The sequence below is a fragment of the Amycolatopsis sp. ATCC 39116 genome, from assembly GCF_000231075.2.
GTDB classification, from domain to species: Bacteria; Actinomycetota; Actinomycetes; order Mycobacteriales; family Pseudonocardiaceae; genus Amycolatopsis_E; species Amycolatopsis_E tucumanensis.
Genome location: NZ_AFWY03000016.1, coordinates 58,946 through 72,911 on the forward strand (window position 1 = coordinate 58,946; position 13,966 = coordinate 72,911).

Below are 13,966 nucleotides of genomic sequence, written 5' to 3' on the forward strand. Positions count from 1 at the left end.
GGGGAGTGACGGACGGGCGGATCCGGCTCGCGGAGGTCCTGGCGGCGTTGTCGATCGCCACGGACCTCGGGCTCGGGCAGCCCGCCGGGCACGCCGCCCGCACCTGCCTGCTCGCGATGCGGCTCGCCCGCGCGCTCGGCGTCGGCGGCGCCGAACTGTCCGATGTCTACTACGTGTCGCTGCTGCGGTACATCGGCTGCACCGCGGACGCGTTCGAGGTGGCGGCGCTGGCCGGCGACGAGATCGGCATCGCCGCGGCGGTGGGCCCGGCCGTGATGGGGGAACCGGCCGAGGAGGCCGCCGCCGTCGCGCTGCCGGGCGGGAACGCGGCCAAGGCCGTGGTGATGGCGACGCACTGCGAGGCCGCCGAGTTGCTGGCCGGACGGCTGGGGCTCGGCGCCGGGGTGCTCACCGCCCTGCGGCACGGGTTCGAGCGGTGGGACGGCAGGGGCAACCCGGCCGGGCTGGCCGCGGAGGCGGTGCCGCTGCCGGTCCGCGTCGCCGTCGTCGCCCGGGACGCGGAGCTGTGGCACCGGCGGGCCGGGTACGCGGCGACAGCCGAGGTGCTGCGTCACCGTCGCGGCCGCGCCTACGACCCGGCCGTGGTCGACGCGATCCTCGGCGGCGGTGAGCCGATGCTGGCCGGGACCGCCGTGCCCCCGTGGGAGGAGGTCCTGGCGGCCGAACCGGCTCCGGTCCACATCGGAGGCGACCGGCTGGACACCCTGCTGGCGGTGGCCGCCGACTTCGCCGACCTGAAGATCCCCTACGCGCTCGGGCACTCCCGGCAGGTGGCGCGGCTGGCCGAAGCCGCCGCCCGCGACGCGGGACTCGGCGACGAGTGCGCGGTCCGGCTACGGCGCGCGGGGCTGCTGCACGATCTCGGCCGCACCGGCATCAGCAACGTCGTCTGGGACCAGTCCCGGCCGCTGTCGGCCGACGAGTGGGAACGCGTCCGCCTGCACCCCTACCTCACCGAACGCATCCTGGAGCGCACCGCGTTGCTGCGCCCGCTGGCCCGCCTGGCCGGGGCCCACCACGAGCGGCTCGACGGCGGTGGCTACCACCGCGGCAGTCCCGGTTCCGCGCTCGGCATGGCCGAGCGGGTCCTGGCCGCCGCGGACTGCTACCAGGCGATGCTCCAGCAGCGGCCGCACCGGCGGGCGCGAACCCCGGCGGAGGCGGCGCGGGAGCTGGCTGCCGAGGTCGCCGACGGCCGGCTCGATCCGCGGGCGGCGGCCGCGGTGACGGCGGCGGCCGGGCAGACCTCGGTGCGGCTGCCGTCCCGCTGGCCCGGCGGCCTCACCGACCGGGAGGTGGACGTGCTGCGGCTGGCCTGCCGTGGACTGTCCAAGCCGCAGGTCGCCCAGGCGTTGTGCATTTCGGTCAAGACGGTGGGCCGTCACCTGGAGAACAGCTACGCGAAGATCGGGGTGTCCAGCCGCGCCGGAGCGGCCCTCTACGCCGTGCACCACGGCCTCCTCGGCGAGACCGGGTGAAAGATGGGGCGATCGCCCGAGGCGAGGACCGGCCCGCCCGCCGCAGACTTCCCCCATGCGAACCACACTCTGCGATCTGCTCGGCATCGAGGTTCCGATCATCAGCGCCCCGTTCGGCCCGTTCGACTCGGTCGGCCTCGCGGCCGCCGTGTGCGAGGCCGGCGGGCTGGGCAGCCTGGGCACGGCGATCCGGCCACTGCCCGACCTGCGCGAGCAGTGGCGCCGGCTGCGGGAACGCACCGCGCGGCCCTTCGCCATCAACCACACCACCCGGCCCTTCGACGAGGAGGTGTTCGCCGCGAGCCTGCGGGCGCGCCCGTCGGTGATCTCCTTCCACCTGGGCGACCCCGGCGACCTCGTGAAGCGGGCGCACGACGCCGGTTGCGCCTGGGTGCAGCAGGTGATGGACGTCGACCAGGCGCGCCAGGCCCTCGACCGCGGCGCCGACGTGCTGATCGCCCAGGGCACCGAGGCGGGCGGGCACAGCGGCTTCATCGGAACACTGGCGCTGGTCCCGCAGGTGGTGGACGTCGCGGGGGCGGTGCCCGTGGTGGCCGCGGGCGGGATCGCCGACGGCCGCGGCCTGGCCGCGGCGCTCGCGCTCGGCGCGCAGGGTGTGGCGATGGGCACCCGGTTCCTCGCCACCACCGAGATGGCGATCAGTCCCGAGTGGAAGCAGCTGCTCGTCGAGGCCGGTTCCCGCGACGCGGTGCACGAGGACCTGCTCGACGTGCTGCTGCCGCCGTACAACCGGCCGCGCCACCCCGCGCAGGGGCGCCTGCTGCGCACCCCGTTCCTGCGCGAGTGGGCGGACCGGCGGGACGAGCTCCCCGAACGGATCGGCGAGATCGGCCGCGAGGTGGTCGCGGCCGTCCTGACCGGGCGGGGCCACGAGTACCTGCCGTTCGCGGGGCAGTCCGTCGGCCTGATCGGGGATGTCCGTCCCGCGGCACAGGTCGTGCGTGACGTCGTCAGCGAGGCTGAAACGATCCTGTCCGCGCTGGGGCGGGACCGGGCACCGCGGCCGGCCGCGGGAGCGCCCGTCCCGTCCCGGTGACGCGTGCCAGGATCGACGGCCGCATCAGGGCGGACGGCGGGTCCAGGAACGCGCTCACCCGCATGAACTGCGCCGCCACCACCGGATCCTCTTCGGCGGCGGTGAGCACCTTCGCCACGTACCGGTTGACCAGCCGCACGGGCAGCGGTCGCGGCGCCTCGATCTGCGGCAGCGCCAGGTCGCTGCCCACCGACAGCTTCCACGCCACGCCGATCGGTTTCGCCGCGGCGCGGAAGAACCGCCGGGCCAGGTGCCGATCGCCCTGGCGCAGGCAGTCCCGCAGCGCCAGCGCCTCCAGCGCGGCGACGGACATGCCCTGCCCGTAGATCGGGTTGAAGCTGCAGATCGCGTCGCCGAACACGAGCAGGCCGTCCGGGAAGCGGCGAAGCTTGTCGTAGCGGCGCCAGCGGCTCGCCGGGAAGGCGAAGGTGGCCACGTCGGACAGCGGCTCGGCCGTCCGCAGCGCCTCGATCAGGTGCGGGGGCGCGCACTGGGCGGCGAAGTCGACCATGGCGTCGTACCGGGGTGACGGGTGGTCACCGGCGTAACCGGCGACGGTGAACAACCAGGTGTCGTCCTCGTAGGCGAACAGCGCCATGCCGTTGGGCCGCTCCGGGGTGGCGCCGACGACGACCAGCGTCTCCGGGACCGCACCGGGCCGCAGCCGCACCAGGCGGCTGGTGTACCGCAGCTGCACCGGGACTTCGACCTCGGCCGGCCGCCGGTAGCCGAGCTCGGCCAGCCAGGCCGGCGTGCGCGCGCCGCGGCCGAGCGCGTCGACCACCAGGTCCGCGCTCAGAACCTCCTCGGCGCTGCCCGGCGCCCGCCCCTGGAGGCGCACACCGGTGACGCGGTCACCGGCCGCGGTGGCGGTCAGGCCGGTCACGTCGCAGCCGTCGCGAAGGTCAACAGTGGACAGTCGCCGGAGCCGGTTGCGCACGTGGGTCTCGAGGAACGGCCTGCTCGGCTGGTGCATCGGCGGCAGCTCCATCTCCGGCGACAGCCGGTGCCCGCCGGGGGAGAAGTGCAACCGCGAGTAGTCGGTCAGCACCGTGCCGCCGTCGGCGACGAGCTCGCCGAGCAATCCGGGGAACAACTCCTCCACGATCTCCCCGCCCCGCGGCAGCAGCGCGTGGACGTGCCGGCCCTGCGGGATGCCGCGCCGGTGCGCCACCGTCTCGCCGAGGTGGTCCCGCTCGACCACCGTCACCCGGTCGTAGAACCCGGCGAGCACGCGGGCCGCGAGCAGCCCGCCCATCCCCGCGCCCAGCACCACCGCGTGCGTCCGCTCCTGCGTCGTCATCGTCCCGCGCCTCCGTGGTCGCCCGTTTCCTCCGGCCAGCGTGACCGGACCGCCGGGGCGATGCATGGAGGAGAGGTGGGGAAAGTGTGGAGACTCCGCGGTGACCGTCGTCCACACCGGACTCGCCGAACTCGCGGGTTTGTTGTCCACGCGGTGCGGGCGAGACCTGGGGAGCACACACGGCGAGGGCCGTGGACGGCCCCGTCGTCACCGTCCACGGCCCTCGCCCGCGGTCACTGGTACAGCGCCGCCTGGATCTTGGGGTCGTTGATGTTGCTCTTGTCGTACCAGTAGTACGCCGTGTCGATCCGCTTCGGCAGCTGCTCGCCGTTGATGGCCTTCAGCGAGGCGTCCACCAGCTGCCTGCCCATGTCCACCGGGTCCTGCGTCACGGCGCCCGCCATCAGGCCGCTGTTGATCGCGTCGATCTGGGCCTTCCCGGAGTCGAACCCGACGATCGTCAGGCCCTGCCGCCCGCTCTCCTGCACACCCTTGATCACGCCGATCGCCGAGCCCTCGTTGGAGGCGTAGATCCCCTTCAGGTCCGGGTTGGCCGCGATGATCGACTTGGTGATGTTGGCCGACTCCAGCTGGTCGCCGCCGCCGTACTGGGGCGCGAGCACCGTGATGCCCGGCGCGTTCTTCGCCATCCAGTCCAGGAACCCGTCCCGCCGGTCCTTGCCGGACAGGCTGGTCTGGTCGTGCACCACGAGCGCGACCTTGCCCTGCCCGCCGATCTGCTCGGCCAGGTGCTTGGCCGCCTCCGCCGCCGCGGCCTTGTTGTCCGTGGCCACCGTCGTGACCGGGATGTCACTGTCCACACCGGAGTCGAACGCCACCACCGGGACGTTCTGCGCCTTCGCCTGCTGCAGCAGGGGAGCGGCGGCGCGGGAGTCCAGCGCCGCGAACCCGAGCGCCTGCGGCGACTTGGCCAGCTCGTTGGTGAGCATGTTGACCTGCTGCTCGACGTCCTTCTCGGTGGCCGGGCCGACGAACGTCGTGCGCGCGCCCTTCGCGGCGGCCTCGTCCTCCGCGCCCTTCTTCACGGCCTGCCAGAACTGGTGCTGGAAGCCCTTCGACACGATGGCGATGAGCGGCCCGTTCCCGCCGCCCGCGGTGCCGCCGCCCTGGCCGCACGCGGTCATCGTCAGCGCCAGCACCGCGCCGGCGACCGCCGCGACGATCTTCTGCGTCCTCATCAAGAACTCCTTTGTTCTCTCAGGCTTCCCGTTTCCGGATCCGGTCGGTGTAGACGGCCACCAGGATCACGCAGCCGAGGATGACGTTCTGCCACTCCTGCGGGATCGACATGATCTGCAGCCCGTTGTTGAGCACCGAGATGATCAGCGCGCCGATCAGGGTGCCGATGATCGACCCCTTGCCGCCGGACAGCGACGTCCCGCCGATCACCACGGCGGCGATGGCCTGGAGCTCGTAGCCCATGCCGGTCGCCGGCTGCGCCGACCCGAGCCGGGCGGAGATCATCACCCCGGCCAGGCCGGTGAACAGCCCGGCGAACGCGTAGATCCCGACCTTCCACTTGCGGACGTCGATGCCGGACAGCGCGGTCGCTTCCTGGTTGCTGCCGATCGAGTAGGTGTAGCGGCCGAGCACCGTCTTGGTCAGCAGCACCCCGGCGATGATCGCGATCGCGGCGAGGATCAGCACCGCGTTCGGCACGTTCGGGATCAGGTTCCCGGCCGAGATCTCGATGTAGCCGGGCGAGTCGCTGAAGTAGATCGGCGTGCTGTTGGACAGCACCAGCGCCAGCCCCTCGGCGACCAGCATCATCGCCAGCGTCGCGATGAACGGCGGGATCTTCAGCAGCGCCACGTTGATCCCGTTGACCAGCCCCATCAGCCCGCCGAACAGGATCGCCAGCGGCACGCCGATCCCCAGCGGCAGCCCCGAGTTCACGATGAACACGCCGGACATCACCGCGCACAACGCCATGCCGGTGCCGATGGACAGGTCGATGCCGCCGGTGATGATGACGAACGTGGTGCCGATCGCGAGCGTCCCGATCACCACCGTGGAGAACAGGATCGCGATGAAGTTGCCGTAGGAGAAGAAGAACGGGCTGACGATCGAGAAGAACGCGTAGATCACGATGAGGCTGGCGAACGCCAGCAGCTGCTGCAGCCTGCTCCTGATCGCGCCGGTGACTCCGCCGGCCCGCTGCCGCTCCGTCACCGGAGCCTTCACCGTGGTCATGACCGACCTGCCTTCTCTTCGGGGGCGAGACCGAGCTCGGCGGCGTCGGCCGGGTTTTCGTCCGGCCGCAGGGTGGCGTAGTGCATGATGTTCTCCTGGGTCGCCTCGGCGGCGTCGAGCACGCGGGTCACGCGGCCCTCGCTCATCACCACGACGCGGTGGGACATGCGCAGGATCTCCGGGAGCTCCGAGGAGATCATGATGATCGACTTGCCCTGCCCGGTGAGTTCCCGCAGCAACTGATAGATCTCCTCCTTCGCGCCGACGTCGATGCCGCGCGTCGGCTCGTCGAAGATGAGCACGTCGCAGTTCTTGGCCAGCCACTTGGCGATGACGACCTTCTGCTGGTTGCCGCCGGAGAGGTTCTTCGTGGTCTGGTCGAGCGACGGGGTCTTGATGCGCAGCGCGCCGATGTAGCGGCCGGCGGTCGCGCGCAGCGCGCCGTCACGCACGAACCCGGCCCTGGTGAACTGGTCCCGCAGCGCCGACAACGCGATGTTGGCCTTGACGTCCTGGTCGAGCAGCAGGCCGAACCGCTTGCGGTCCTCCGACAGGTAGCCGATGCCGAGCTTCGCGGCGTCGGCCGGGTTGCCGATGCGGACCGGCTTGCCGTGCAGGGTCACCGTGCCCGCCTCGGTCTTGTCCGCGCCGACCAGCGCCCGCGCGACCTCGGTGCGGCCGGCGCCCATCAGCCCGGCGAAGCCGAGGATCTCGCCCTGCCGCAGGTCGAACGACACGTCCTTGAGCAGGTCCCGGGTGCGCAGGCCGTCGACCCGCAGCACCACCTCGCGGTCCGCGCGCACGCCCTCGGGACGGGCTTCGGTGTCGATGGCCCGGCCCACCATCAGCGCGATGATGTCCGGCGTGGCGGCGGTGGCCATGTCGAGCGTGTCGATGTACTCGCCGTCGCGGATCACGGTGACCCGGTCGGCGATGCGCTTGATCTCCTCCATGCGGTGGGAGATGTAGATGACGCCGGTGCCCGGCCGCACGAACCGGCGGATCAGCTCGTGCAGGGTCGCGACCTCGGCGTCGTTCAACGCGGCGGTCGGCTCGTCCATGATCAGCACACGCGGGTCGTAGGACAGCGCCTTGGCGATCTCCACCATCTGCTGGTTGGCCACGGTCAGCTCGCCCACCACGGCCCGCGGGTCCAGGCGCAGGTGCAGCCGGTCGAGCAGCTCGGCGGCGTCCGCGTTGAGCTTGCGCTCGTCGAGCAGCAGCCGCCCGCGGCGCGGCTCCCGGCCGATGAAGATGTTCTGCGCGACCGTCAGGTGCGGCACCAGGTTGAACTCCTGGTGGATGATGCTGATGCCCAGCTCCAGCGCGTGCCGCGGGCCCGAGGGCTGGTAGGGCTCGCCGCCCAGCCGGAACCGGCCCGCGTCGGCGGTGTGGATGCCGGACAGCAGCTTCATCAGCGTGGACTTGCCCGCGCCGTTCTCCCCGACCAGCGCGAGCACCTCGCCGGAGCGCAGCTCCAGCCGCATGTCGTGCAGCGCGCGCACGCCGGGGAAGCTCTTGTCCACGCCTTCGACTTCGAGCAGTGGTTCCGTCATCGTCGCGACCTCGCTCATCGCACCCGCTCCGGCACCCCGTAGACCGCGCTCGCGGTCCCCGACAGCACCCGCGCCCGGTCGGGCGCGGGCAGTTCGCCGATCAGCGCCGACAGGACCTCCCACGCCCGGCCGTACCCGCCGTGCGGGACGGTCATCGGCCAGTCCCCGCCGTACATCAGCCGGTCCGGGCCGAACAGCTCGACCGCCGCCTCCACCGCGGGCCGCGCGGACTGCACGCTCAGCGGCTCGCCGGGCCGCTGCAGCCCGGAGATCTTCGCGACCGTGTTCGGGTGCGCGGCCACCGTTCGCAGCGTCGCCAGCCAGTCGCGGAATCCGGCGGGGTCGGCGGGCGGCTTGCCGAGGTGGTCGACCACGATCGTCAGCTCCGGCAGGGCGGCCGCGAGGTCCGCGACCTGGCGGAGGTGCCGCGGCCAGGCGTCGGGGACGTCGAAGGGCAGGCCGCGTTCGGCGAGAAGGGCCAGCGAGCGGCGCACCGCCGGCTGGTCGAGGAAGTCCGCGCGCGGGTCGTCGTGCACCAGGTGCCGCACGCCGCGGAACGCCGGGTGCCGCTGCCGGCGGTCGAGCTGACGGCGGGCGGTGTCCGGGTCGTCGAGGCGGACCCAGCCCACCACGCCGGCGATCCAGTCGTGTTGGCCGGCCTTGGCGAGCATGAACTCGGTGTCGGCCTCGGAGTCCTCGGCCTGCACCAGGACTGCGGTGGCGATCCCGGCGGCGTCCAGTTCCCGCCGCGCCTGTCCGGCGGTGAAGGTCCGGTGCAGCGGGCTGCCGGGCGGCAGCCACGCGTAGTCGCTGACCGTGAGGTCCCACAGGTGCAGGTGGGTGTCCACGACGTGCTCGGTCATGTCCGGATCAGCCCCTTGTCCCGCAGGGTGGTCCACAGGTCGGCGGGCACGGCGGCCGTCAGCCGCGCGGCGTTCTGCCGGACCTCGTCCGGGGTGGCCGCGCCGGCGACCACCGCGCGCACCGCCGGGTCCCGCAGCGGGAAGTGCAGCGCGGCGGTGGGCAGGTCGACGCCGAACTCGGCGCAGATCCCGGCGATTTCCCGTGCGGTGTCGACAACGTCCGGGGGAGCGGTGGCGTACTCGTAGCGGCCCGACGGCTCGGGCGTGGCGAGCAGGCCCGAGTTGAACACGCTCGCGACCGCGACGCCGATCGACCGGGCGTGGCACTCGGGCAGCACGTCGTCCAGCGCGGACTGGTCGAGCAACGTGAACCGGCCGGCGACCATCAGCAGGTCGACGACTCCGGTGCGGGCGGCCGCGGCGAGCGCGGCCACCGATTTCGAGCCGACGCCGATCGCCTGGACGACGCCCTCGTCGCGCAGGGCGGCGAGGGCGGGCAGGCCGGACGCCAGCGCCGGTCCGAGGTCGTGCTCCTCCGGGTCGTGCAGGTAGAGGATGTCGACGGAGTCCAGTCCGAGGCGGGTCAGCGAGTCGTCGAGGCTGCGCCGCACCCCGTCGGCGGAGAAGTCCCACACCCGGCGGTGGCCGGCGGGCACGGCGAAGTGGTTCGCCTCGTCGAGGCGGTTCGCGCCGCCCGGATCGGGCACCAGGAGCCGGCCGGCCTTGGTGGACACCACGAACTCCGCGCGCGGCTTGCCGGCGAGGAAGGCGCCCAGCCGGTGTTCGGACAGGCCGAGGCCGTAGTGCGGGGCGGTGTCGAAGTGCCGGATCCCGCTGCCCCACGCGGCTTCCAGCACCGCGTGCGCCTGCTCGTCGCTCATCGGCGCGTACAGGTTGCCCAGGTTCGCGGCGCCGAGCGCGAACGGGCCCGGAACCTCAGCCATGGGCGTACTCCTGCAGAGATGCCGCGTGCATCTCGGTGCCCGCGCCCGGGGCCTTCGGCGCGAAGTAGCGTCCACTGTGGACGTCGACCGGGGTGACGAAGTGCTCGTGCAGGTGGTCGACGAACTCGATCATCCGGTCCTCGGTGGTGCTGGACACCGCGACGAAGTCGAACATCGCCAGGTGCTGCACCGCCTCGCACAGGCCGACCCCGCCCGCGTGCGGGCAGACCCGGACGCCGAACTTGGCGGCCAGCAACAGGATCGCGATGTTCTCGTTGACCCCGGCCACGCGGGTGGCGTCGAGCTGCAGCACCGACAGCGCCTTGGCCTGCAGCAGTTGTTTGAACAGCACCCGGTTGGCGCCGTGCTCGCCGGTGGCGACCGGGATCGGCGCGACCGCCTCGGCGATGGCGGCGTGGCCGAGGATGTCGTCCGGGCTGGTGGGCTCCTCGATCCAGGCGAGGTCGAACGGGCGCAGCCGCTCGATCCAGGCGATCGCGTCGCCGACGTCCCAGCGCTGGTTGGCGTCCACCGCGATCCGCACGTCCGGGCCGCACACCTCGCGCGCGATCCGCAGGCGGCGCAGGTCCTCGTCGAGGTCGGCGCCCACCTTGAGCTTGATCTGGCGGAAGCCGTCGTCCACCGCTTCCCGGCACAGGCGGGCGAGCTTGTCGTCGTCATAGCCGAGCCAGCCGGGGGTGGTGGTGTAGGCGGGGTAGCCCTCGCTGAGCAGCCGCGCTTCCCGCTCGGCGCGGCCGGGCTGGGCCGAGCGGAGGATCTCCAGCGCCTCGTCGCGGGTCAGCGCGTCGGTCAGGTACCGGAAGTCGACGAGGTCGACGATCTCCTCCGGGGTGAGCGAGGACAGCAGCTGCCACAACGGTTTGCCCTCCCGTTTGGCACGCAGGTCCCACAGCGCGTTGACGGCCGCGCCGATGGCCATGTGCATGATCCCCTTCTCGGGGCCGAGCCAGCGCAGCTGCGAATCGTGGACCAGTTCCCGCCACAACCCGCCCAGGTCCGCGAGCGTGGTTTCCACGTCGCGGCCGAGGAGGTGGCCCTCCAGCGCGCGCAGCGCGGCTACCTGGACGTCGTTGCCGCGGCCGATCGTGAAGACGAAACCGTGGCCCTCCAACCCGTCGCCGGCGTCGGTGACCAGCCGCAGGTAGGCGGCCGAGTAGTCGGGGTCCGGGTTCATCGCGTCGGAACCGTCGAGCGTCTGCGACGTCGGGAACCGGACGTCGTGCGTGTGCAGGGCGACGATGCGTGCCACGGACCCACTCCCTTGTACGCCTCGGTGACGACGCCGACGATAGAGATCCGATGTCTGCGCCGTCAAGGCTCGCGCGTGGCGGGAAGGGTGGCCTAGGATCTTGGCGAGCTCGATGAAGAGACCCGACCAATACCGTGAGGAAGTGAACCGTGCACCTCGTCCGCCTCGGTCCCGCCGGCCAGGAACGACCCGCCGTCGTCGCCGGCGGCACGACCTACGACCTGACCGGGCTGACGGCCGACATCGACGGCGCGTTCCTCGCCGGGGGCGGGATCGCGGCGGTCCGGGCCGCGGTGGAGGCCGGCGAGCTGCCGGAACTGCCGGACGCGGACGCCCTGCGGGTGGGCGCGCCGATCACGCGGCCCGGCGCGATCATCTGCATCGGGATGAACTACGCCGAGCACGCCGCCGAGTCGGGCTCGGCGCCGCCGGACGTGCCGATCATGTTCCTCAAGACGCCGAACACGCTCGCCGGGCCGCACGACCCGGTGACGATCCCGCCCGGCAGCGAGCGCACCGACTGGGAGGTCGAGCTCGGCGTCGTGATCGGCAAGCGGGCGCTGTACCTCGACTCGCCGTCGCAGAGCCTTGCGCACGTCGCCGGTTTCGTGCTCGGCAACGACGTCTCCGAGCGGCAGTACCAGCTCGTCGATTCCGGCGGGCAGTGGAGCAAGGGCAAGTGCGCGCCCGGGTTCAACCCGCTCGGGCCGTGGCTGGTGACGCCGGACGAAGTGGACCACACCGGGCTGCGGTTGCGCAGCTGGGTCAACGGCGAGCCGCGCCAGGACTCCACGACCGCGGACATGATCTTCGGGGTGGAGCACCTGGTGTGGCACCTGAGCCGGTACCTGGCGCTGGAACCGGGTGACGTGATCATGACCGGCACGCCGCAGGGCGTCGCGCTGTCGGGGAAGTACCCGTACCTGCGGCCGGGTGACGTGGTGGAGCTGGAGATCGAGGGACTGGGCAGGCAGCGGCAGGAGTTCGTCGCGGCGGAGGCGGCGTGATGGGCGAGTTCGACGGGCTCGTCGCTGCCGTCACCGGCGGGGCGTCGGGGATCGGCGCGGCGATCGTGGCGGCGCTGCGGGAGCGCGGCGCGCGGGTGGCGGCGCTGGACCTGACCGAGGTCGAAGACGGCGTGCGGGTCGACGTGAGTGACGACGAGTCGGTGCGGCAGGGGATTTCCGCGGTGGTGGACCGGTTCGGCGGGCTGGACATCGTGGTGAACAACGCGGGCATCGGGGCGCAGGGCACGGTCGCCGACAACGACGACGCCGAGTGGCTGCGGGTGCTGGACGTGAACCTGCTCGGGATGGTGCGGGTGAGCCGGGCGGCGCTGCCGCACCTGCGCCGGTCCCGCGCCGCGGCGATCGTGAACGTCGGCTCGATCGCGGCGACGGCCGGGCTGCCGCAGCGGGCGTTGTACAGCGCGTCGAAGGGCGCGGTGGCGGCGTTGACGCGGGCGATGGCCGCCGACCACCTGCGGGAGGGGATCCGGGTCAACTGCGTGCACCCGGGCACGGCCGACACGCCGTGGATCGGGCGGCTGCTGGAGCGGGCGGCGGACCCCGAGGCGGAGCGCGCGGCGCTGGAGGCGAGGCAACCCCACGGGCGGCTCGTGTCCCCGGCGGAGGTCGCGCACGCGGTGGTCTACCTGGCGAGCCCGCTGGCGACGTCCACGGCCGGGGTGGGCATGGCCGTGGACGGCGGGATGCAGGACCTGCGGCTGCGGCCGCGTTGACCGGCTTTTCCCGGAAACGGCGTACAAGGCCCCTCGGTCGGCGCTAGTCTCCCCTTGTCCGGATTCCGCTGGGGGAGGGGAGTTCCGTGGACCTGGTTGTGGACGCGCCGGAGCTGCGCAGGTACGCCACGAGCGTGCTCGGCGGCGAGGGCGCCGGTGGCGGGGTGGTCGATTACCTGCGGGACGGTCATGCCCTGCTGCGCGACGTCGCGATCGAGGCGGAGCAGGGTGTCCTGCAAGGCGGGTGGGGCAAGACCGGGCAGTTCCAGGAGGGGCTGCTGCGGTTCGCCCGCGAATTCGCCGCGAAGGTGACGGAGTTCGTCAACGAGGAAGGCGATTTCATCGCGTTCCTCGACGGGCTGCGTGAGCGGATGCTCGCCTCCGCGGACGCCTACGAAGGAGTCGAGGCGCAGAACGTCCAATCGCTGAGCTCGATAGCCAAGGCGCTGAATCCGGAGTAGGGGGACGACATGGCGCAGCGGTGGTACTCCGAGGACGCCGGTGGTCCGGTCGCCGATCTCGACCCGGTGTTCCGCGACGGTTACGCCCCGGCCTTGCACGGCATGCTGAAGGCGCTGAGCGTGGTCGACCCGCAGGGGCCGCCCTGGGGGCCGGTGTGGGCGCACACCGAGGACCTGCTGGAGCAGTCGACGGAACTGCGCTCGACGGACAACAACCTGGGGCCCTCGTTCAACTACCGCGTCGCCCCCGGGGTCACCCTCTACCCGATCATGCAGGGTTCGGCGCACGGCGATGGCAGCCGGGACCTCAGCGTGGAGGAGTTCTTCAGCCACGCGGAGATCCTCAGCGGTCAGGACGTCGGCAAGGTGAAGGGCAACGCCGGCCGCGACCCCGCCGCGCTCGCGCTGCAGGACGGCGGCTGGATCGAGCGGGCGGGCAGCGCGCTGGAGAACACCCGGGCGTCCGGCCGATCGCTGTCCGAGTACGGCCGCTTGGAAACCCTGCAGGTGGGCAACGGGTGGTGGGCCGCGCACTGGAGCGGGCCGCCGGGCTCGGTGCCGCACGAGGCGCAGGCGCGGTGCTCGACGATCAACGAGTGGTACGACCACTTCCGCGCCTCCGCGCTCACCGTGCTGGCCGAGTCGCTCACCCGGTTCGGCGCGATCGTCCACGGCGCGGTTCAACCTGAACAGCCTGATGGGCGCGTGCGTGGAGCAGCTCGAGAAGTTCGACGCGCAGGGCGAGGTGAGCCCGGGCCTGTCGACCGGGTGGAAGACCTACCGGGGGATCGTCGACCTCGCGACCGCCGGCCCGATGGCCCCGTTCACGATCACCGACAAGATGATCGAGGTGCTCCAGGCCAACGGCACGGAAAACCTGGACGGCGGCGGGTTCTACGGCACCCTCTACAGCTTCCTGCAGAAAGCCGACGCGCTGATGCACCGGACGGTGGACGAGGTCGACAGCCTGATCAGGGAGATGAACGCGAAGTTCGTCATCGCCGATGCCGACCTGCACGCCCCGTCCTGGACGGGACCCGCGCCGGGGATCGCCTGAG

14 protein-coding genes are annotated in these 13,966 nt (G+C 72.3%); 6 read left to right on the forward strand and 8 right to left on the reverse strand.

Annotated elements, in window-relative coordinates; all coding sequences use genetic code 11:
* The first annotated feature begins 5 nt into the window (after window positions 1-5).
* Window positions 6-1,499: an HD domain-containing phosphohydrolase gene (locus tag AMY39116_RS0318685; RefSeq protein ID WP_020419160.1), complete on the forward strand. Its 1,494-nt coding sequence runs from the start codon at window positions 6-8 to the stop codon at window positions 1,497-1,499.
* A gap of 55 nt (window positions 1,500-1,554) precedes the next feature.
* Window positions 1,555-2,556 carry a nitronate monooxygenase family protein gene (locus AMY39116_RS43185; protein ID WP_020419161.1) on the forward strand — a complete coding sequence of 334 codons (1,002 nt, stop codon included), beginning with the start codon at window positions 1,555-1,557 and terminating at the stop codon, window positions 2,554-2,556.
* Here AMY39116_RS43185 and AMY39116_RS0318695 read toward each other — a convergent pair.
* From AMY39116_RS0318695 to AMY39116_RS0318725, 7 genes are all read right to left on the reverse strand, one after another.
* The gene (locus tag AMY39116_RS0318695; RefSeq protein ID WP_020419162.1) at window positions 2,471-3,859 is read right to left on the reverse strand and encodes an NAD(P)/FAD-dependent oxidoreductase; all 1,389 of its coding nucleotides are present in this window, start codon (window positions 3,857-3,859) and stop codon (window positions 2,471-2,473) included. The two genes, AMY39116_RS43185 and AMY39116_RS0318695, sit on opposite strands and share 86 nt — an antisense overlap.
* A gap of 233 nt (window positions 3,860-4,092) precedes the next feature.
* The gene (locus AMY39116_RS0318700) at window positions 4,093-5,058 is read right to left on the reverse strand and encodes an ABC transporter substrate-binding protein (RefSeq protein ID WP_020419163.1); all 966 of its coding nucleotides are present in this window, start codon (window positions 5,056-5,058) and stop codon (window positions 4,093-4,095) included.
* 19 nt (window positions 5,059-5,077) lie between these two features.
* The gene (locus AMY39116_RS0318705) at window positions 5,078-6,073 is read right to left on the reverse strand and encodes an ABC transporter permease (protein ID WP_020419164.1); all 996 of its coding nucleotides are present in this window, start codon (window positions 6,071-6,073) and stop codon (window positions 5,078-5,080) included.
* Entirely contained in the window at window positions 6,070-7,647 is a 1,578-nt protein-coding gene (locus AMY39116_RS0318710) for a sugar ABC transporter ATP-binding protein (protein ID WP_020419165.1), read from the reverse strand. Before AMY39116_RS0318710 ends, AMY39116_RS0318705 begins: the two co-directional genes overlap by 4 nt.
* Window positions 7,644-8,492, reverse strand: coding sequence for an amidohydrolase (locus AMY39116_RS0318715; protein WP_020419166.1), 849 nt, complete (start codon window positions 8,490-8,492; stop codon window positions 7,644-7,646). The genes AMY39116_RS0318710 and AMY39116_RS0318715 overlap by 4 nt, the downstream gene beginning before the upstream one ends.
* Window positions 8,489-9,436, reverse strand: a complete 948-nt coding sequence (locus AMY39116_RS0318720; RefSeq protein WP_020419167.1) for an aldo/keto reductase — start codon at window positions 9,434-9,436, stop codon at window positions 8,489-8,491. The genes AMY39116_RS0318715 and AMY39116_RS0318720 overlap by 4 nt, the downstream gene beginning before the upstream one ends.
* Complete coding sequence (locus AMY39116_RS0318725) at window positions 9,429-10,706, reverse strand: L-fuconate dehydratase (protein WP_020419168.1); 1,278 nt, start codon at window positions 10,704-10,706, stop codon at window positions 9,429-9,431. The genes AMY39116_RS0318720 and AMY39116_RS0318725 overlap by 8 nt, the downstream gene beginning before the upstream one ends.
* A gap of 149 nt (window positions 10,707-10,855) precedes the next feature.
* Here AMY39116_RS0318725 and AMY39116_RS0318730 point away from each other — a divergent pair, with 149 nt between their 5' ends.
* From AMY39116_RS0318730 to AMY39116_RS0318740, 3 genes are all read left to right on the forward strand, one after another.
* On the forward strand, window positions 10,856-11,713 hold the full coding sequence (locus tag AMY39116_RS0318730) for a fumarylacetoacetate hydrolase family protein (protein ID WP_020419169.1): 858 nt from the start codon (window positions 10,856-10,858) through the stop codon (window positions 11,711-11,713).
* Complete coding sequence (locus AMY39116_RS0318735) at window positions 11,713-12,447, forward strand: SDR family NAD(P)-dependent oxidoreductase (protein WP_020419170.1); 735 nt, start codon at window positions 11,713-11,715, stop codon at window positions 12,445-12,447. The genes AMY39116_RS0318730 and AMY39116_RS0318735 overlap by 1 nt, the downstream gene beginning before the upstream one ends.
* An 86-nt stretch (window positions 12,448-12,533) precedes the next feature.
* Complete coding sequence (locus tag AMY39116_RS0318740; RefSeq protein WP_020419171.1) at window positions 12,534-12,908, forward strand: hypothetical protein; 375 nt, start codon at window positions 12,534-12,536, stop codon at window positions 12,906-12,908.
* Window positions 12,909-13,258: 350 nt separating this feature from the next.
* Here the strand turns inward: AMY39116_RS0318740 and AMY39116_RS0318750 are convergent, their stop codons facing one another.
* A complete protein-coding gene (locus AMY39116_RS0318750) occupies window positions 13,259-13,558 on the reverse strand; it encodes a hypothetical protein (RefSeq protein WP_020419173.1) in 300 nt (99 codons plus the stop codon).
* A 59-nt stretch (window positions 13,559-13,617) separates the two neighbouring features.
* On the opposite strand from AMY39116_RS0318750, the gene AMY39116_RS0318755 reads away from it, so the two are divergent.
* A complete protein-coding gene (locus AMY39116_RS0318755) occupies window positions 13,618-13,965 on the forward strand; it encodes a hypothetical protein (protein WP_157358603.1) in 348 nt (115 codons plus the stop codon).
* Window position 13,966 lies beyond the last annotated feature (1 nt).